This is a genomic window from Pseudomonas sp. NUPR-002, from assembly GCF_056322725.1.
This window is the reverse complement of sequence record NZ_CM150476.1, coordinates 1664137-1683869: the sequence shown is the minus strand read 5'-3', so window position 1 is coordinate 1683869 and position 19733 is coordinate 1664137. Positions and strand designations below refer to the sequence as shown.

The window sequence follows — 19733 nt, the reverse complement described above, 5'->3', positions numbered from 1 at the left end:
GCACCGCGACGACCACCCCACCAGGGTTACGCTACTGCGTTGTTTATTCCTGCGGTGCCTCTTCATCGCCAGCGGCCTGAGCCTCTGGTGCATCAATGGCGCCCGCCTCTTCTTCGTAGTCCTCGTCACCTTCCTCTTCGGACGGCTCCTGGACACGCTCCAGACCTACCAGGGTTTCGTCGCTGGCCAGCTTGATCAGGGTCACGCCCTGGGTGTTACGCCCCAGGCTGGACACTTCGCCGACACGGGTACGTACCAGGGTGCCCTGGTCGGAAATCAGCATGATTTCTTCGCCATCCTGCACCTGTACAGCACCCACCAGACGACCGTTACGCTCGTTGCTGACCATGGCAATTACACCTTGGCCGCCACGCTTGTACTCAGGGAACTCGCCGATCTCGGTACGCTTGCCATAGCCACGCTCGGAAGCGGTGAGGATCTGGCTGCCCTCCTCCGGAATGATCATCGAGATCAACTTCTGCCCTTCGCCCAGTCGCATACCGCGGACACCGCGAGCGGTACGGCCCATGGCGCGCACGTCGGACTCTTTGAAGCGAGTGACCTTACCGGCGTCGGAGAACAGCATGACCTCGCGCTCACCATCGGTAATGGCGGCGGAAATCAGCACGTCACCTTCGTCCAGTTCCAGCGCGATCAGACCGACGCTGCGCTGACGGCTGAAGGACTCCAGCGGGGTCTTCTTCACAGTACCGTTAGCGGTGGCCATGAAGATGAAGTGACCTTCGGTGTACTCTTCGACCGGCAACATGGTCGAGATGTACTCACCTTCGTCCAGCGGCAACAGGTTGACCAGCGGTCGACCACGTGCGGCACGGGAAGCTTCAGGGATTTCATAGGTTTTGAGCCAGTACACCTTGCCCTTGCTGGAGAACAGCAGCAGCGTGGTGTGACTGTTGGCGACCAGCAGGTGCGAGATGTAGTCCTCGTCCTTGACGCCGGTAGCCGATTTACCTTTACCACCACGACGCTGGGCCTGGTAGGCCGCCAGCGGCTGGGTCTTGGCGTAGCCGCCATGGGAGATGGTCACAACCCGGTCTTCTTCCGGAATCATGTCACCCAGGGTCAAGTCCAGACGCGCATCGAGAATTTCGGTGCGGCGCACGTCGCCGTATTCAGCGCGGATCAGCTCGAGCTCTTCGCGGATCACTTCCATCAGGCGCTCGGCGCTGTTGAGGATGCGGATCAGCTCGCCGATCTGGTTGAGAATCTCCTGGTATTCGGCCAGCAGCTTCTCGTGCTCGAGACCGGTCAGGCGGTGCAAGCGCAAGTCCAGAATGGCCTGGGCCTGCTCTGGCGAGAGGAAGTACTTGCCATCACGCAGGCCGTACTGCTCGTCGAGGTTTTCCGGACGGCAGGAGTCGGCACCGGCGCGCTCGACCATGACCTGCACTGCGCTGGATTCCCACGGTGTGCTGATCAGTGCTTCCTTGGCTTCCGACGGGGTCGGCGAGGCCTTGATCAGGGCGATGACCGGATCGATGTTGGACAGCGCAACCGCCTGACCTTCAAGGATATGGCCACGTTCACGCGCCTTGCGCAGCTCGAACACAGTACGACGGGTAACCACTTCGCGGCGATGGCGAACGAACGCTTCGAGCAGGTCCTTGAGGTTGAGGACACGCGGGCGGCCGTCGATCAGCGCAACGATGTTGATGCCGAACACTGCCTGCAGCTGAGTCTGGGCGTAGAGGTTGTTGAGAATCACCTCTGGCACTTCGCCACGACGCAGCTCAATGACGATACGCATACCGTCTTTGTCGGACTCGTCGCGCAGTTCAGTGATGCCTTCGAGTTTCTTTTCCTTGACCAGCTCGGCGATCTTTTCGATCAGGCGCGCTTTGTTCAGCTGGTAAGGCAGCTCGGTAACGACGATCTGCTGGCGGCCACCAACCTTGTCGATGTCTTCGATCGTGGAGCGCGCACGCATGTAAATGCGCCCGCGGCCGGTACGGTAAGCCTCGATGATGCCCTGGCGGCCGTTGATGATGGCAGCCGTCGGGAAATCCGGCCCCGGGATGAACTCCATGAGCTCATCAACCGTGATATCGGCGTTATCGATCAGCGCCAGGCAGCCGTCGATGACTTCACCGAGGTTATGTGGCGGAATGTTGGTCGCCATGCCCACGGCGATACCGCTGGAACCGTTGACCAGCAGGTTGGGGATCTTGGTCGGCATGACCGCCGGGATCTGCTCGGTGCCGTCGTAGTTGGGCACCCAGTCGACGGTTTCTTTGTGCAGGTCCGCCAGCAGTTCATGAGCCAGCTTGGTCATGCGCACTTCGGTGTATCGCATGGCAGCGGCGTTGTCGCCATCCACCGAACCGAAGTTACCCTGGCCGTCGACCAGCAGGTAACGCAGCGAGAACGGCTGAGCCATACGTACGATGGTGTCGTAAACGGCGATATCACCATGCGGGTGGTACTTACCGATCACGTCACCGACCACACGGGCGGATTTCTTGTACGGTTTGTTCCAGTCGTTACCCAGTTCGCTCATCGCATACAGAACGCGGCGATGCACGGGCTTCAAGCCATCACGCGCATCGGGCAGTGCACGCCCGACAATGACGCTCATCGCGTAGTCGAGGTAGGACTGTCTCAGTTCGTCTTCGATATTGACCGGGAGGATTTCTTTGGCCAGTTCGCCCATGAGAAGCCTGATTCCTTTTTCTGGTGAAACCTCGTCACATCCATATGGGACGAACGAAGCTCGCCGCTGCAAAGCGACTCCTTGCAGCGACTTACGACAAATCAACGAGTTAAGCCATGGATCTGCGCAGTAAAGACAGCCTTCTTGGGCTGCCTTGGAAACCGTCGGATGTTACCACAATCGCCCAGACGGTGGGAGTAGCCTGCGGCACTACTACCCTACTGCTCGTCAGTAACGCCCGCTAATCGCCACAACAGGCGCCAGACGGGTGTAAACAGTCAATGCAAACGCTTGCGACACATCAATTGAGCCAGCTTGACGGTGTCGGGCCGCTCGACGATACCTTTCTCGGTCACTATGACATCGATCAGGTCAGCCGGCGTGACGTCAAACACCGGGTTAAAGGCTTCGACTGCTGCCCCCAGGCACTTGTCGCCGAAGTCCAGCAACTCACTGGCGCTGCGCTCTTCGAGCAAAATGTCTTCGCCGTTCTCCAGATTCATATCAATGCTGGAACTGGAGGCCACGACCATGAAACGCACGCCGTGGTGCATGGCGTTGACCGCCAACTGATAAGTGCCGATTTTGCTGGCCACATCGCCATTGGCGGTAATGCGGTCGGCACCAACGATAACCCAGGTAATACCCTTGGTTTTCATCAGGTGCGCAGCGGCGGAATCCGCATTGACCGTTACCGCAATGCCCGCCCCCTCCAATTCCCAGGCCGTCAGGCGCGAGCCCTGCAGCCAGGGTCGGGTTTCATCGACATACACCCGCTCGACCATGCCCTCCAGGTGCGCTGCGCGGATCACGCCCAGCGCGGTCCCCACGCCCCCGGTCGCCAGCGCACCGGTATTGCCGTGCGTCAGGATCGCCTGTTCATTGCCCTGATGCTTGCGCATCAGCTCGACCCCCAACTGCGCCATGGTCAGATTGGCTTCGCGGTCGCTGTCGTGGATGGCCACTGCCTCGGCAAGCATGATTGCCGCCACATCCTCGCCTTCCTTGACCCGCAGCAAGCGCTCACGCATGCGGTTGAGCGCCCAGAACAAGTTGGCACCGGTGGGGCGTGCATGCACCAGCAGGTCAAAATCTTCCTCCAGAGCCATTTCCCAATCGTCACCCTGCGCCAGGCGCTGGCGTACCGCCATGGCCAGGCCGTAGGCCGCACTGATGCCAATGGCGGACGCCCCGCGCACCACCATGGCGCGAATAGCCTGGGCCACTTGCGCAGCATCGGCGCAGGCGTGCCAGAGGTGTTGCGACGGCAGCGCGCGCTGGTCGAGCAGGTACAGGACACCGTCGCGCCAATCGATGGCTTTCACCGTGTCTGCCGCCAGTAACCGATCGCGCATGCCTCACTCCATCATCCGGACATCAAAAGCGTACGATTATAGCGAGCCCCGGGCGCAGACGCTCGGGTATACTTCGCCCTCAGTCCAAGTGCCCAGGGAAATCCTGCCATGCCCAAACCCGCTACGCCGCTCGACTTGCTGCTCCTGCCTAGCTGGCTGGTGCCTGTCGAACCTGCCGGGGTGGTATTGAAGGATCATGGCCTGGGCATTCGCGATGGCCAGATTGTGTTCATCGGCCCTCGGGCCGAAGCCGAACGCTACGTAGCGGCCGAAACCCGGGAGCTGCCAGGCTGCCTGCTCAGCCCCGGCCTGATCAACGCTCACGGCCACGCGGCCATGACACTATTTCGCGGCCTGGCTGACGATCTACCGCTGATGACCTGGCTTGAGCAACATATCTGGCCCGCCGAAGGCCGCTGGGTCGATGAAGACTTCGTGCGCGACGGCACGGACCTGGCGATTGCCGAGCAAATCAAAGGTGGTATCACCTGTTTTGCCGACATGTACTTTTTCCCCAGGATCGCCACTGAACGGGTGCACAACAGTGGTATCCGTGCCCAGATCGCCGTGCCGCTACTGGATTTCCCGATCCCGGGCGCCCGCAGCACCGAGGAAGGCCTGCACCAGGCGGTCGAGCTGTTCGGCGACTTGCGCCACCACCCGCGCATCACCGTCGCCATGGGCCCGCATGCGCCCTATACCGTCAGTGACGAGAACCTGGAAAAAATCCGGGTGATTGCCGAGGAGTTGGATGCGCCGATTCACATGCACATCCATGAAACCGCCTACGAGGTTGAGCAATCGCTGGCAACCCGCAACGAGCGCCCTCTGGAGCGCCTGGCCCGTCTCGGCCTGCTCGGACCGCGCCTGCAGGCGGTACACATGACCCAGGTCAGCGACGACGACCTGGCCCTGCTGGTAGAAAGCAACACCAGTGTGGTGCATTGCCCGGAATCCAACCTCAAGCTGGCCAGCGGCTTCTGCCCGGTCGAACGCCTGTGGCAGGCGGGTGTCAATGTGGCCGTCGGCACCGATGGCGCAGCCAGCAACAACGACCTTGATCTGCTCGGCGAAACCCGCACGGCGGCCTTGTTGGCCAAGGCCGTGGCCGGTTCGGCAGCGGCGCTGGATGCCCATCGGGCATTGCGCATGGCGACGCTCAATGGCGCCCGAGCGCTGGGGCTGGAAGCACTGACTGGATCGCTGGAAATAGGCAAGGCCGCCGACCTGGTGGCATTCGACCTGTCCGGCCTGGCTCAGCAACCGATCTACGAGCCGGTTTCACAACTGATTTACACCTGCGGCCGCGACTGCGTGAAGCACGTCTGGGTCGCAGGCAAGCAATTGCTCGACGAGCGCCGCCTGACCCGTATGGACGAACAGGCACTGCACGCCACTGCCAGCAACTGGGGCCAGCGCATTGGCGAGCACACCGAATAACCGGCGGGCAGCGTTGGCTGTCCGCCCGTAACACCTTTAATCAAAGTTTCAGAGGACCGTTCCATGAGCAACGTCGACCACGCCGAAATCGCCAAGTTCGAAGCCCTGGCCCACCGCTGGTGGGACCGCGAAAGCGAGTTCAAGCCGCTGCACGACATCAACCCGCTGCGGGTCAACTGGATCGATGAGCGGGTCAAGCTGGCCGGCAAAAAAGTCCTCGACGTTGGCTGCGGTGGCGGCATCCTCAGCGAAGCCATGGCCCAGCGCGGCGCCACGGTCACCGGCATCGACATGGGCGAAGCGCCACTGGCGGTAGCTCAGTTGCACCAGCTCGAATCCGGCGTGCAAGTCGAATACCGGCAGATCACTGCCGAAGCCCTGGCCGAAGAAATGCCCGAGCAATTCGACGTAGTCACCTGCCTGGAAATGCTTGAGCACGTACCCGACCCGTCGTCGGTGATCCGCGCCTGCTACCGCATGGTCAAACCGGGCGGCCAGGTGTTTTTCTCGACCATCAACCGTAATCCCAAGGCCTACCTGTTCGCGATCATCGGCGCCGAATACATCATGAAGCTGCTGCCGCGCGGCACCCATGACTTCAAGAAATTCATCCGCCCTTCCGAGCTGGGTGCCTGGAGCCGTGAAGCCGGTCTGAACGTCAAGGACATCATCGGCCTGACCTACAACCCGCTGACCAAGCACTACAAGCTGGCCAACGACGTTGACGTCAACTACATGATCCAGACCTTGCGCGAGGAATAAGCATGCGCCTTAGAGCAGTACTTTTTGACATGGACGGCACCCTGCTCGACACGGCGCCGGATTTCATTGCCATTTGCCAGGCGATGCTTGCCGAGCGCGGCTTGCCGGCCATCGACGACCAGCGCATTCGCGATGTGGTTTCCGGGGGCGCCAAAGCGATGGTTTCGGTCACCTTCAACCTCGATCCGGAGGCTGCGGAATTTGAAGCCTTGCGCCTGGAGTTCCTTGAGCGCTACCAGCAAGGCTGCGCGATTCACAGCAAGCTCTACGACGGTATGGCCGAACTGCTGGCCGATATCGAGAAAGGCAACCTGCTGTGGGGCGTGGTGACCAACAAGCCAGTGCGCTTCGCTGAGCCAATCATGCAGCAACTCGGCCTGGCCGAACGCTCGGCACTGCTGATTTGCCCGGATCACGTGAAAAACAGCAAACCGGATCCCGAGCCGCTGATCCTCGCCTGCAAGACCCTGAACCTGGACCCTGCCAGCGTGCTGTTCGTCGGTGACGACCTGCGCGATATCGAGTCTGGCCGCGATGCCGGCACCCGTACGGCGGCAGTTCGCTACGGCTATATTCATCCAGACGACAACCCCAACAACTGGGGTGCGGATGTGGTGGTCGATCATCCGCTGGAGCTGCGCAAGGTGCTTGATAGCGCGCTTTGCGGCTGCTGATTTGACAGGCATCGCGGGGCAAACCCGCTCCCACAAGGTCACGGTGGGAGCGGGCTTGCCCCGCGATAAAAATCACCCCATTCCCCCAAGGTAACCCCATGTTCGATTACTCCGCCCGCCCCGACCTGCTCAAAGGCCGGACCATCATGGTCACCGGCGCTGGTCGCGGAATCGGCGCAGCGGCTGCCAAAGCCTACGCCGCCCACGGCGCTACCGTACTGCTGCTGGGCAAAACCGAAGCCAACCTGAGCCAGGTCTACGACGAGATCGAAGCGGCCGGCCATCCGAAGCCTGCGGTCATCCCGTTCAACCTGGAAACCGCCCTGCCGCATCAGTACGACGAACTGGCGGCCATGATCGAAAGCGAGTTCGGCCATATCGACGGCCTGCTGCACAACGCCTCGATCATCGGCCCGCGTACGCCGCTGGAGCAGCTGTCGGGCGACAACTTCATGCGCGTCATGCAAATCAACGTGAATGCCATGTTCATGCTCACCAGCACCCTGCTGCCACTGCTCAAGCTGTCTCAGGATGCGTCGGTGATCTTCACCTCCAGCAGCGTCGGGCGCAAAGGCCGGGCCTACTGGGGCGCTTATGGCGTCTCCAAATTCGCCACCGAGGGCCTGATGCAAACCCTCGCTGACGAGCTGGAAGGTGTCGCGCCGGTACGTGCCAACAGCATCAACCCTGGCGCGACCCGCACCAGCATGCGTGCGCAGGCCTATCCGGGCGAGAACCCGGAGAACAACCCGCTGCCCGAGCAGATCATGCCGGTGTACCTGTACTTGATGGGCCCCGACAGCACTGGCGTCAACGGCCAGGCCTTCAACGCCCAGTAAGTTCAGCCTTCGACCAGCTCCGCCTGAGCACGGGTGGGCTGGCGCTGTTCCAGCTGCATGCAGCGCTCCAGGAACAGATACATGTAGTCGTAGCTCTTGCAAATAGCCCGGCGCAATTCGGCCTGCAGCGCCTGCGTCGGGTTATTGCCCGCCAGCGTGCAGACAATTTCCAATGCCTCCCAAGGGTGGGCATCGTCGTACTGGGCATGCATCTTCAGCCACTTCATCGCACGCTTGCGCCCTTCCTCCGGAAAGCCCTGGGCATACACGCCGGTTGAACAGACCACCGCCGACCACTCCCCCGTCGCCCCTTCAATCGCATAGTTAGTAGCCGCGACAGCAACAACCAGCGAGTCGGCTGCACAGGTATGCCAGCACCAGTCACTCAGGCCGTTGAGCTCGGTCGGCACATCCTGGGCCTGCAGGTCTTCCAGGCTCACACCATGGGCCTGGCTCCAGTACAGCCAGTAGTCGGCATGATTGAGTTCAACGCGGATGTTGCGCATCAGCCAGCGACGCGCCATGTCTTCGCCGGGGTGGCGGGCATAGCGGGTTTTGGTCAGGTTGGTGGCCATGTACAAGGAGAACTGCTCGACCACTGGCCAGCCGCCCACCAGGTACTGGCGCATGGTGCGGGCACTGAGCCGGCCATCGCGCATGCGTTGATAGAGTTCGTGCTCCACCACCCGGCGCTTGCTCTCGAAACAGTCCTTGATCAACTGTTGAGCCCACAGCGGGTAGCTGGTCGGGTCCATCAACGGGCCCGTACGGATAAACGCGTCAATCACTGTCTGCTCCTTAATTCCTTGTGATTATTGTGCGGATGTTCAGCGAAAGGTCCCGGGTGCCTTGAACAGCAAGGGTCTCGCAACAATCCGTTGGCGCTGCAGGCTTTCACAGGTAAACACCTGCGGTCGCTCGATCAGGTACCCCTGGGCGTAGTCGACGCCTATGTCCTGCAGCGCCTGTTCGATCATCGGCGTTTCAACGAACTCGGCAATGGTGCGCTTGCCCATGACATGACCAATGTGATTGATGACCTCTACCATAGCGCGGTTAACCGGGTCGTCGAGCATGTCTTTGACAAAACTTCCGTCGATTTTCAGGAAGTCTACGGGTAAATGCTTCAAATACGCGAACGACGACATCCCGGCACAGAAGTCATCCAGGGAGAACCGGCACCCCAGGCTTTTGAGTTCGTTGATGAAGCGTATCGCACTCCCCAGGTTCGCGATGGCGCTAGTTTCGGTGATTTCGAAACAAATCATGTGGGGTGGGATCGCATACTCACCAAACAGACGCTTCAGGTACTCCAGGAACTTGTCATCACCAATACTGCTGCCGGACAAGTTGATCGCGCACATCGCCAGCGGCCCCTCGTGCCGCTCATCCAGACATTGACGGATAACCTTGAACACACTGCGCACCACCCAGCGGTCCAGGGCCGTCATCAGCCCGTAACGCTCAGCGGCAGGAATGAAACTGTCAGGCAGAATGATGCGTCCGTTTTCATCTTGCAGACGCAGCAGGATCTCAATGTGCCCAGCCCCGTTATCAGTGCCCAGGGCGGCGATTTCCTGGGCGTACAGACAAAAGCGGTTTTCTTCCAGCGCCACGTGAAGGCGTTGAATCCAGGCCATTTCACCGAAGCGGATGGACAACTCACTGTCGTCAGTATGGTACACCTGCACCCGGTTGCGACCCTTCTCTTTGGCCATGTAGCAGGCCATATCAGCCGCCCGCAGGGAGGCTTCCAGGGTGGTAGGTGCCTGCGCAATGTGTACCAGGCCGAGGCTCACCGTGGTCATGAACGGCCTTCCCTTCCAGACGAAGTGCAGGCTTTGCACCGCCTGGCGCAGTCCCTCGGCAATGCGTTCAGCCTGCTCCTGTGGACAGTTCTCCAGCAGGATGCCGAATTCATCGCCACCGAGCCGTGCCAAGGTATCGCCGTCGCGCAAACCGGCCTGTAGCACGGCACAGATGTGCCGAAGCAGTTCGTCACCGGCCGCATGCCCGCAGGTATCGTTGACCAACTTGAACTGATCGAGGTCGAGAAACATCAAGGCATGTTGTGAGGGTTTGCGCGCCAGGGCATTGAGGGCCTGTTCCAGGCGATACTCGAACTCCCGGCGGTTGGCCAGCCCGGTCAGGGCATCATGCGTTGCCTGCCAGGACAGGTTGGCGATGTATTGGCGCTCCTGGGTCATGTCGTGGAGCACCAGCACGATGCCGCTGATCTGCCCTTCAGCCATGATCGGCGCACCGACCAAGGTGACCGACACCGTGCTGCCATCAAGGCGCTGGATCAATTGGGTGTGGTCGCTGCCGCTCTTGAGACCGCCACTGAGGATGCGCTCGACCAGTGTCTGGCTGTCTTTCTCGGCATTGTCATCCAGCAGACTGAACAACGACGCCAACGGCAACCCCTGAGCCTGAGCGGCATGCCAATGGGTCAGCTGTTCGGCTGCCGGGTTCATATAGGCGATGCAGCCTTCGACGTCGGTGGTGATCACGCCGTCGCCAATCGACTCAAGGGTGATCTGCGCCCGTTCTTTTTCTACCTGCAACGCATTGGCAAACGCCTGACGTTGCGCCAGCAACTTGCTTGAGCGCCTCCAGGCCAGGGCAATCAAGAACAGGGCTGTGGCAAGGTTGGTCAGCAACAGTACCCGCAACAGTACCCGCGAGCCCTCGCCCAACGCATCACTGAAAGCCCTGGCGGCGGGCGTTACGCCGTCGTTGATGGTGGCAATGCGTGACTTCCACTCGGCCACGTTCTGAGCCGTTGCCGTCCCGGAGCGAAAGCCTTCATGCATCTGCTGGGCAAGCTGGTCCAGTTGAACGAGAAAACTATCGCCCACGGCCCACAGCTCAATGGCTTTGCCCATGTAGCTGACGTGACGAAAATTCAGATAGAGCCAGATCAGGCTGGAAACGTCATCAGGGTGGTTGCCGCCCTGCAGGATACCGCGGCGTGCAGCCTCAAGATCCGGTGAAGGCAAATCCAGGGCGGCGCGCAATTCATGCCCACCCTGCGGCACCGCGAAGGCCTTTTGATACTTGCGAAACACCGCTTCATCGTGGCTGTCGGCGTACAGGTTGAGGTAATAGATGGCGTCTTTCTGGCCCTTGGACCAAAGGCTCTCGCCCGCCACGTAACCGCGCACGGCAGACAAGGCGTACAAGCTAATGCCCCCCAACAGCGCCTGGAACAGCACCACGGCAACAAATGGCCAGATGATGCCCAACAGATTCGGGGCTTCGGAAGTCCGTGTGTGCTTCATGAGGTCCCTTTCACAAAGAGCCGAATGATTCTTTATTTTATAAATGCACAGCCTAGGCTATTTGCGCCCGACTAGAGCGCTTTTCTCATTTCCCCGGTGTATTACTCTCAGCTCTGTTGCAAATGTCCGTACAGTTTGGCGTACAACCCACCGTCGGCAATCAACTGCTGATGATCGCCATCCTCGGCCACATGCCCACCATCGAAAACCAGCACACGGTCGGCCTGCTTAACGGCAGACAAGCGGTGGGCAATGATCAACGTAGTACGTGCACTGAGGAAGCGCGCCAGGGCCTGATGCAGGTTGTATTCAGTGGCTGCATCGAGCGCTGAGGTGGCCTCATCGAGAATCACCACTTTCGGCTCCGCCAGCACCATGCGCGCAATCGCCAGACGCTGGCGCTGACCACCTGACAAGCGAACACCCGAGCGCCCGACCACGGTATCAAGCCCGCGTGGCATGGCCGCGACGGTGCTCTCGAGCTGGGCAACGCCCAACGCCTGCCAACACGCCTCGTCGCTGCAGTCACGGCCCATGGTCAGGTTGGCGCGCACGGTGTCGTTGAACAGCGACGGGTGCTGGAGCACCACCGCAACATGTTCACGCAGGGTTTCCAGACCGATCTCCTGCAAGGTCGAGCCACCGAAGCGGATGCTGCCGGCCTGAGCGCTGTAAAGCCCAAGCAGCAATTGCACCAGGGTGCTCTTGCCGCCACCACTGGCGCCCACAATCGCAACCTTCTCGCCCGGCGCGATAGACAGGTTCAACTGGTCGAGCACCGGCTCATCGGCATAGGCAAAGCGCAGTCCCTGCACTTCGATACCGACGGTGTCACGCCCCTTGAACGGATCGATACCACCGGGGTACTGCGGCTCGTCGGCACGCGCCAGCAACTCATTGAGCCGGGTCAGCGCACCGCCAGCGGCGTAGTAGGCATATTGCAGGTTCAACAACTGCTCCACCGGACCGATCATGAACCACAGGTAGCTGAACACCGCCAGCATCTGGCCAATCGACAGGTCGGAGAACAACACGGTCAACATCGCTGCGGCGCGGAAGATATCAATGCCGAACTGGAACAGCAGGCCGCTGGCCCGGCCACTGGCATCGCTTTTCCACTGCGAGGCTACTGCATAGTTACGCACTTCCTGCGCGCGCAAGCCCAGGCGCCCGAGGAAATAGCCCTGGCGATTGCTGGCACGAATTTCCTGAATGGCGTCCAGGGTTTCGCTCAGCGCCTGGGTAAAGCGCGAGGTGCTGTCGTTCTCGAGCTTTTTCAGGTGTTTGACCCGTTTGCCCAACTGCACCGTGGCAAAAATCACCAAGGGGTTGAACAGCAAGATCAACAGCGCCAGCTTCCAGTGCATCCACATGAGAATGGCCGCTGTGCCGGTCAGGGTCAGCATGGCGACGAGGAAACGGCTGAGGGTTTCACCGACGAACTTGTCCAACGTGTCCAGGTCGGTGACCAGGTGCGTGGTGACCGTGCCACTGCCCAGGCTTTCGTATTCCTTCAGGGAAATTCGCTTGAGCCGTTCGATCAGGCGGATGCGCAGGCGATAGACAATGTCTTTGGCAAGGCCGGCGAACAGCTTGGCCTGAATCACGTTGAAAGCCAGCGCCGCGCAGCGCAGGCAGAGCGTCACCACCAGCATCAGACCGATGTAGCCCGCTGCCACCTGCCAACTGTCGGGCAGCAGCTGATTCATCCATTTGAGTGCCGCATCGCCATGCCCGAGCAAGACTTCATCAACCAGCAATGGCAGCAGCAAAGGAATCGGCACACTGCACAGCGCCGCCAATACCGCGACACCGTTGGCAATCCACAAGGCTTTTTTATGGTGCAGGGCCAAGCGGCGAATTTCCGCCCAGCTCAACCGATCGGCAGCAACCGGGGCAGGCCCCGGCACAGGGTCGGGTGACCCGGGAAGATCAAGCACAGGCAGCCTGCTGCAGCCAACGGCCGAGCAGCGGACTCAAGGCGTCGAGCGACTGATAGCCATTGGTCAGCAACGCCAGTTGGCCGTTACGCTCGGCCAACAAGGTGGGGAAGCCGGCAATGCCCAGGTCCTGAACCCAAGTGAAATCAGACGCGGTGGCCGAACGTACTTCGGCACTGGCAAAGCGTTCGGCAAACAGCGCCCGCTCAAAGCCGACCTGCTCGGCCAGCTCTACCAACGCGGGCGCACGGGTGACGTCTTCGCCGCCCTGATAGAACGCCTGCTGAATCGCCGCCAGCAACGCCCAAGTGCGCTGCCGGTCGAGCCCGCGGGCTGCCACCAGCGCCCGGCAGGCAGGTTCAGTGTCATAGACAAAACCGTCCGGCATCGCCCCTTCCAGGGTGAAAGGCTGGCCAGTGGCCTGGTTGACCGCTTGCCAATGCTCAAGGATGTAACCACGGGTCGATGCGTCCAGCGCGCTGCTGCCGGTGCGCAGGCCGCCGGGCACCAACTGGGTGTCGATCCCGGCGTCGCGGGCCTGGGCGATCAAGGCCTGGGCCACTGGCGCAAACCCCCAGCACCACGAGCACATCGGGTCCATCACATAGAGCAGGCGTGCAGACATCTATCAGGCCTCGGCTGCTTTGCGGTAGTTGTGGCCGATCGGGTGCGGCATGTTGCGGGCCTTGGCCAGCTCAATCTGCTTCTGCCGGTCGATGGCGCTGCGTCGGGTCTTTTCGCTCAGGCTGTCCCAGCAATGTGGGCAACTGATGCCTGGCGAGTAGTGTTCGGACGCGCGCTCCTCGACGCTGATCGGGGTACGGCAGGCATGGCACTGGTCGTAGTCGCCTTCGCTGAGGTCATGACGCACGGTGACCCGGTTGTCGAACACGAAGCAGTCGCCCTGCCAGCGGCTTTCATCCTGAGGCACCTCTTCGAGGTATTTCAGGATCCCGCCCTTAAGATGATAGACCTCTTCGAAACCTTCACCGAGCATGTAGCTGGAAGCTTTCTCGCAGCGAATACCACCAGTGCAGAACATCGCCACCTTTTTGTGGCGTGCCGGGTCGAAGTTGGCCTTGATGTACTCGGGGAACTCACGGAACGTGGTGGTTTTCGGGTCGATCGCACCTTCGAAAGTACCAATCGCCACTTCGTAGTCATTGCGGGTATCGATCAGCAGCACTTCAGGATCGCTGATCAGCGCGTTCCAGTCCTGCGGCTCGACGTAGGTACCCACCGTGTGGTTCGGGTCTACGCCCGGCACGCCCAGGGTAACGATCTCTTTCTTGAGCTTGACCTTGGTGCGATAGAACGGTTGTTCGTCGCAGTACGATTCCTTGTGGTCGATATCCACCAGGCGGGCATCGCTGCGCAGCCAGGCCAGCAGGCCATCGATGCCTTCACGGCTGGCGGAAACGGTGCCGTTGATGCCTTCTTCGGCAAGCAGCAAGGTGCCCTTGACGTCATTGGCCAGCATGGTTTCAAGCAGCGGCTCGCGCAGCTCGACGTAATCTTTAAGGGTGACGAATTTGTACAGCGCCGCAACGACGATAGGGTGACTCATGCAGTAAATCTCCAGGTGGTCACCCTCGCAAAGGGCGGACCGGATAGCAAAAAAAACGCGCCGACGAGCGGCGCGTTGCACATTCTAGCAAATACCTGATGATGAAATCAGTGTTTGCTACCACCGGCACAGGTCGGCGAAGCAGGCGCTGCGCCGATCTTCTGCCATTCTTCGGGGGTGTAGGTGTGCAGGGCCAGGGCATGGAACTGCCCCATCAAGTCACCCAGGGTGGCGTAGACCTTCTGATGGCGTTTAACGCTATTGAGGCCCTCGAACAGCTCACTGACCAGCACCGCCTTGTAGTGGGTCTCTTGCCCACGGCTGTGCATGTGGCTTTCGTCGAGCACCGACAGGTGCTGCGGCGCCAGCGCGGCCAGGCTCTGTTCAATTTTTTGCTGCATCGACATGGACAACTCCGCGATTACTTCTTCGCTGGCGCGGCTTTGCCGGCGTTAGGGTCAAGTTCCTTGGTCATATCAGCCAACAGCTTGTTGACCACAGGCACGGCGCTTTCCAGCTTCTGCTGAGTCAGCTGGGCCGATTGCTGGGTCACCTGCGGCATTTTTTCCAGGACTTTCTTGCCCAGTGGCGATTGATAGAAGGCAACCAGGTCCTTCAGTTCTTGCTCGGTGAAGGTGGTGGTGTAGAGCTTGACCATGTCCGGCTTGAGCTTGTTCCAGCCGATCGCCTGGTCCAGGGCGGCATTCGCCTTGGCCTGGTAGCTGTCGAGCACGGACTTCTTCGAAGCCGGGGCCTTGGTTTGCTCGAAACGCTGGGCAAACATCTGTTGCACCTGCATGTACACAGGGGTGCCCAGCTTGTCAGCGTGCGCCATCATGAGGAATTTTTCGGCACTGGCATTGTGGCTAGCGGTATCGGCAAGCACCTGGCCGCTGGCGCAGACCAGCGCAACAGCAGTGCAAAGGGCGCGAAGACGGGTCATCGTAATTCCTTCATTAGACAGAGGAGGTAGTACCCCAGAGTAGAGCATTCTGCGCCGACCAGGGTACGGCACTCAAGTGGGTCGACGAGCGATGGAACCGCTGCGACAAAAAGGGACCTAAACTGCGAATTCAGACCACAAGGGAGTGAGCGCAGCATGAGCCGCATCGAAACTGACAGCCTGGGGCCGGTCGAAGTTCCTGAACAGGCCTACTGGGGTGCCCAGACGCAACGCTCGCTGATCAACTTCGCCATTGGCAAAGAGCGCATGCCGCTTGCCGTCCTGCATGCCCTGGCGCTGATCAAAAAAGCCGCTGCCCGGGTCAATAACCGCAACGGAGACCTTCCCGCGGAAATTGCCCGGCTGATTGAACAGGCTGCCGACGAAGTGCTCGACGGCCAGCTCGACGATCAGTTTCCACTCGTCGTCTGGCAAACCGGCAGCGGCACCCAGAGCAACATGAACGTCAATGAAGTGATTGCCGGGCGCGCCAATGAGTTGGCCGGCAAGGGCCGTGGCGGCAAGGTCCCGGTACACCCCAATGACCACGTCAACCGCTCGCAAAGCTCCAACGATTGCTTCCCCACCGCCATGCACATTGCCGCCGCCCAGGCGGTGCAGCATCACTTGCTGCCGGCGATTGCAGAGTTGTCGGCGGGGCTGGCGGAGCTGTCGGCCCGTCATCAGCACCTGGTCAAGACCGGTCGCACCCATATGATGGATGCCACACCGATCACCTTTGGCCAGGAACTCTCGGCTTATGTTGCCCAGCTCGACTACGCCCAACGGGCAATCCGCTCCGCCTTGCCTGCGGTGTGCGAACTGGCCCAGGGCGGCACGGCCGTGGGTACCGGGCTCAATGCCCCGCACGGGTTCGCCGAAGCCGTTGCCGCTGAGCTGGCGGCACTCTCCGGGCTGCCGTTCGTCACCGCGCCGAACAAGTTCGCCGCCCTCGCCGGGCATGAGCCGCTGACCACCCTCGCCGGTGGCCTGAAAACCCTCGCTGTGGCGCTGATGAAGCTGGCCAACGACCTGCGCCTGCTCGGCTCCGGTCCGCGTGCTGGCCTGGCTGAAGTGCGTTTGCCGGCCAACGAACCGGGCAGCTCGATCATGCCCGGCAAGGTCAACCCGACCCAGTGTGAAGCACTGTCGATGCTGGCCTGCCAGGTGCTGGGCAACGACACCGCGATCGGCTTTGCCGCCAGCCAGGGGCACCTGCAGTTGAACGTGTTCAAGCCGGTGATCATCCACAACCTGCTGCAGTCGATCGAGCTATTGGCCGACGGCTGCAGCAACTTCCAGCAGCATTGCGTCGCTGGCATCGAACCCGACGCCGAGCAGATGGCCGCGCACCTGGAGCGCGGGCTGATGCTGGTCACCGCCCTGAACCCGCACATCGGCTATGACAAAGCCGCGGAGATTGCCAAAAAGGCCTACAGCGAAGGCACCACCTTACGCGAGGCGGCGCTGACCCTGGGCTACCTCACCAACCAGCAATTCGATCAGTGGGTGCGCCCGCAAGACATGCTCGAACCCGGCAAGAAAGGCTGAATCAACGGGCCAGGCGCACGCGTCTGGCCCGCCAGCCGGCCACCAGTGAAGGGCCCAACGCAGTCAGGATGGAACCCAGCACCACCACCATCGCGCCAAGGTAGCCCAGTGAATTGATCTGTTCGGCATGCACGAAGTCAGGCCAGAACCAGGCCGCCAGCGCAACGGCAACGAAAGTCACCAACGGGGTCAGCGCCAGCGTCGCACTGACTTTCGACGCCTCCCAGTGCGCCAGTGCTTCAGCGAATGCACCATAGGCCACCAAGGTGTTCAAGCAGCACGCCAGCAGCAACCAGCCTTGCACAGGGGTTAACTGCAGCGCTTCAAGTGGATGCACCCAGGGCGTCAGCAGCACCGCGCAACACAGGTAGATCACCATCATCACCTGCATCGAATTCCATACCGTCAGCAACTGCTTCTGGCTCAGGGCATAGAACACCCAGATGGTGGTGGCCAGGATTATGGTCAAGACACCGGTGGTGTAAACGCTCAGCGACGTCAGCAGTTCTTCCAGACGCTGATTGAAGAACAGCCCAAAACCCAACAGCAGGATTGCCAGGCCGATTCCCTGACCGACGCTGAAGCGCTCCTTGAACAGGAACACACTGGCTACCAGCAACATGACCGGGCCAAGCTGCACAACCAGTTGCGCAGTGCCGGGGCTGAGCAGGTTCAAGCCCATCAGGTACAGCACGTAGTTGCCGACCAGGCCTCCGGTGGCCAGCGCCACCAACCCCCAGCCCTTGCGCCCGAGGCGGCCGAACGACGGCAGTTGTTTGCTTGCCGCCAGCCAGGCCAGCAGCAGGCCGCCAGACACCGACAGGCGAAACCAGGTAACGGTGATCGGGTCCATTACCTGCAGTACTTGCTTGAGCTTGATCGGCAGGATGCCCCAGAGCAAAGCGGTCAATAGCGAAAGGCAAAGGCCATAGACCCAGCGTCCGGAAGAAATGTGCATACCAGCCTCAATAGCCCTGTGGTGGGGGGAAGCTGAATTCTACGGGTTGGGTGCGGGGGGCCGACAGGTACAATTGTGGAAAAGATTTCAGCACATCATTCCCAGAAGTCCTGTGGTAGAGCGATGATCGCGGGGCAAGCCCGCTCCTACCGGTGTAGGAGCGGGCTTGCCCCGCGATCAGCAGCTACTTCTTGCTGTCACGTTTGAATGCAGCTTCCAACGCATCGTTGATGGTGCGCAACACTTTGACCCGCGCCCAACGCTTGTCATTGGCTTCCACCAGCGTCCAGGGTGCGATCTCGGTACTGGTGCGGTCGACCATGTCTTCCACTGCGGCAGCGTACTGCCCCCACTTGTCGCGATTGCGCCAGTCTTCCTCGGTAATCTTGAAGCGCTTGAACGGGATTTGCTCTCGCTCTTTGAAACGCTCCAGCTGAGTTTGCTCATCGATCGACAACCAGAACTTGACCAGCACCACACCGGCGTTGGTCAGTTGCTCTTCGAAGTCGTTGATCTCGCCATAGGCGCGCATCCAGTCGGCCTGGGTGCAGAAGCCCTCGACCCGCTCAACCAGCACCCGGCCGTACCAGGAACGGTCGAACACGGTGAACTTGCCACGCGCCGGGACATGCCGCCAGAAACGCCACAGGTAGGGTTGCGCACGCTCTTCCTCGGTAGGCGCGGCAATCGGCACGATGCGGTACTGACGCGGGTCGAGTGCCGCAGCCACGCGGCGGATGGCGCCGCCCTTGCCGGCGGCGTCGTTGCCTTCAAACACCGCCACCAGGGCATGACGGCGCATACGCTTGTCGCGTAACAAACCGGCCAGACGCGCTTGTTCGGTGATCAATTGCTCCTGGTAGTCGTTCTTGTCCAGGCGCAGGGTCAAATCCAGGCTGCCGAGCAAGGTGCGCTGGTCGATACTCTGCCCCAATGGCGCAATGTTGGCCTGATGGATCGGCGCATGCTGCGCTTTGAGCGCGGTTTGCAGGCCTTCAAGCAAAATGCGCCCGACCGCCAGGCTGCGGTAGTGCGGATCAGCACCTTCGATTACATGCCAGGGCGCGTAGTCACGGCTGGTCTGGCGCAATACCCGCTCACCGAAGCGGACGAAACGGTCGTAGGTTTCCGATTGCTGCCAGTCCAGCGGGCTGATACGCCAGCTGTGCAGCGGGTCGTCCTTGAGCGCCTTGAGCCGGGCTTTCATCTGTTTTTTCGACAGGTGAAACCAGAATTTGAAAATCAGAGCGCCTTCGTCGCAGAGCATCTCTTCCAGACGCTCAGCACCGCGAATGGCCTGGTCGAGCACCGCATCCTTGAACACGCCGTGGACTCGGCCCTGAAGCATCTGGCTGTACCAGTTACCGAAAAACACGCCGATTCGGCCCTTGGCCGGCAATGCGCGCCAATAGCGCCAGGCGGGAGGGCGGGCCAGCTCTTCGTCGGTCTGCTGGTCAAAGGTGCGCACTTCGATCAGGCGCGGGTCCATCCATTCGTTGAGCAGCTTGACGGTCTCGCCCTTGCCAGCGCCTTCGATGCCGTTGATCAGCACAATGACCGGAAAACGCGCCTGTTGCTTGAGCTCGAACTGCGCCTCGAGCAAGGCTTCACGTAATGCCGGAACTTCAGCATCGTAGGTTTCTTTGTCGATGGCGTGACCAATTTCAGCGGATTCGAACATACCAGGCTCCCTACATGGATAAGCAAGACTAGCGGATCCGGGTAGAGTTTGTCCGGGTAAGCTAAAAT

At 60.7% G+C, this 19733-nt stretch carries 16 protein-coding genes; 5 read left to right on the top strand and 11 right to left on the bottom strand.

Going from position 1 to position 19733, the window contains the following annotated elements; genetic code table 11:
- Positions 1-43: 43 nt before the first annotated feature.
- Both gyrA and mtnA read right to left on the bottom strand, forming a co-directional pair.
- Positions 44-2671: a DNA gyrase subunit A gene (gene gyrA, locus ACVWSC_RS07795; protein ID WP_442112952.1), complete on the bottom strand. Its 2628-nt coding sequence runs from the start codon at positions 2669-2671 to the stop codon at positions 44-46.
- Positions 2672-2949: 278 nt separating this feature from the next.
- The gene (mtnA, locus tag ACVWSC_RS07790) at positions 2950-4026 is read right to left on the bottom strand and encodes an S-methyl-5-thioribose-1-phosphate isomerase (protein ID WP_442112950.1); all 1077 of its coding nucleotides are present in this window, start codon (positions 4024-4026) and stop codon (positions 2950-2952) included.
- Positions 4027-4134: 108 nt separating this feature from the next.
- On the opposite strand from mtnA, the gene ACVWSC_RS07785 reads away from it, so the two are divergent.
- From ACVWSC_RS07785 to ACVWSC_RS07770, 4 genes are all read left to right on the top strand, one after another.
- Positions 4135-5466 (top strand): TRZ/ATZ family hydrolase, encoded by a 1332-nt coding sequence (locus ACVWSC_RS07785; protein ID WP_442112948.1) that lies wholly within the window; start codon positions 4135-4137, stop codon positions 5464-5466.
- Positions 5467-5529: 63 nt separating this feature from the next.
- Positions 5530-6228 carry a bifunctional 2-polyprenyl-6-hydroxyphenol methylase/3-demethylubiquinol 3-O-methyltransferase UbiG gene (ubiG, locus tag ACVWSC_RS07780; RefSeq protein ID WP_442112946.1) on the top strand — a complete coding sequence of 233 codons (699 nt, stop codon included), beginning with the start codon at positions 5530-5532 and terminating at the stop codon, positions 6226-6228.
- Positions 6229-6230: 2 nt separating this feature from the next.
- Positions 6231-6902: an N-acetylmuramic acid 6-phosphate phosphatase MupP gene (gene mupP / locus ACVWSC_RS07775; protein ID WP_442112944.1), complete on the top strand. Its 672-nt coding sequence runs from the start codon at positions 6231-6233 to the stop codon at positions 6900-6902.
- Positions 6903-7000: 98 nt separating this feature from the next.
- Positions 7001-7741 carry a YciK family oxidoreductase gene (locus ACVWSC_RS07770; RefSeq protein ID WP_442112942.1) on the top strand — a complete coding sequence of 247 codons (741 nt, stop codon included), beginning with the start codon at positions 7001-7003 and terminating at the stop codon, positions 7739-7741.
- Between the two features lie 2 nt (positions 7742-7743).
- On the opposite strand, the gene ACVWSC_RS07765 is transcribed toward ACVWSC_RS07770, so the two are convergent.
- From ACVWSC_RS07765 to ACVWSC_RS07735, 7 genes are all read right to left on the bottom strand, one after another.
- Positions 7744-8496 carry a TenA family transcriptional regulator gene (locus tag ACVWSC_RS07765; protein WP_442114271.1) on the bottom strand — a complete coding sequence of 251 codons (753 nt, stop codon included), beginning with the start codon at positions 8494-8496 and terminating at the stop codon, positions 7744-7746.
- 72 nt (positions 8497-8568) lie between these two features.
- The gene (locus ACVWSC_RS07760) at positions 8569-11025 is read right to left on the bottom strand and encodes an EAL domain-containing protein (RefSeq protein ID WP_442112940.1); all 2457 of its coding nucleotides are present in this window, start codon (positions 11023-11025) and stop codon (positions 8569-8571) included.
- 107 nt (positions 11026-11132) lie between these two features.
- Entirely contained in the window at positions 11133-12965 is a 1833-nt protein-coding gene (locus ACVWSC_RS07755; RefSeq protein ID WP_442112938.1) for an ABC transporter ATP-binding protein, read from the bottom strand.
- Positions 12958-13590 (bottom strand): DsbA family protein, encoded by a 633-nt coding sequence (locus ACVWSC_RS07750; RefSeq protein ID WP_442112934.1) that lies wholly within the window; start codon positions 13588-13590, stop codon positions 12958-12960. Before ACVWSC_RS07750 ends, ACVWSC_RS07755 begins: the two co-directional genes overlap by 8 nt.
- Positions 13591-13593: 3 nt before the next feature.
- Positions 13594-14532, bottom strand: a complete 939-nt coding sequence (trhO, locus tag ACVWSC_RS07745) for an oxygen-dependent tRNA uridine(34) hydroxylase TrhO (protein ID WP_442112932.1) — start codon at positions 14530-14532, stop codon at positions 13594-13596.
- A gap of 107 nt (positions 14533-14639) precedes the next feature.
- Positions 14640-14939: a BolA family protein gene (locus ACVWSC_RS07740; RefSeq protein ID WP_442112930.1), complete on the bottom strand. Its 300-nt coding sequence runs from the start codon at positions 14937-14939 to the stop codon at positions 14640-14642.
- Positions 14940-14953: 14 nt separating this feature from the next.
- On the bottom strand, positions 14954-15475 hold the full coding sequence (locus ACVWSC_RS07735) for a DUF2059 domain-containing protein (protein WP_133215979.1): 522 nt from the start codon (positions 15473-15475) through the stop codon (positions 14954-14956).
- A gap of 156 nt (positions 15476-15631) precedes the next feature.
- Between ACVWSC_RS07735 and ACVWSC_RS07730 the strand changes: the two genes are divergently transcribed.
- Positions 15632-17026: a class II fumarate hydratase gene (locus tag ACVWSC_RS07730; RefSeq protein WP_442112927.1), complete on the top strand. Its 1395-nt coding sequence runs from the start codon at positions 15632-15634 to the stop codon at positions 17024-17026.
- A gap of 1 nt (position 17027) precedes the next feature.
- Here ACVWSC_RS07730 and ACVWSC_RS07725 read toward each other — a convergent pair whose 3' ends face one another.
- Together ACVWSC_RS07725 and pap are read right to left on the bottom strand one after the other, a co-directional pair.
- Positions 17028-17984 (bottom strand): DMT family transporter, encoded by a 957-nt coding sequence (locus ACVWSC_RS07725; protein WP_442112925.1) that lies wholly within the window; start codon positions 17982-17984, stop codon positions 17028-17030.
- Positions 17985-18168: 184 nt separating this feature from the next.
- Positions 18169-19665: a polyphosphate:AMP phosphotransferase gene (pap, locus tag ACVWSC_RS07720; protein ID WP_442112923.1), complete on the bottom strand. Its 1497-nt coding sequence runs from the start codon at positions 19663-19665 to the stop codon at positions 18169-18171.
- Between the last annotated feature and the right edge of the window lie 68 nt (positions 19666-19733).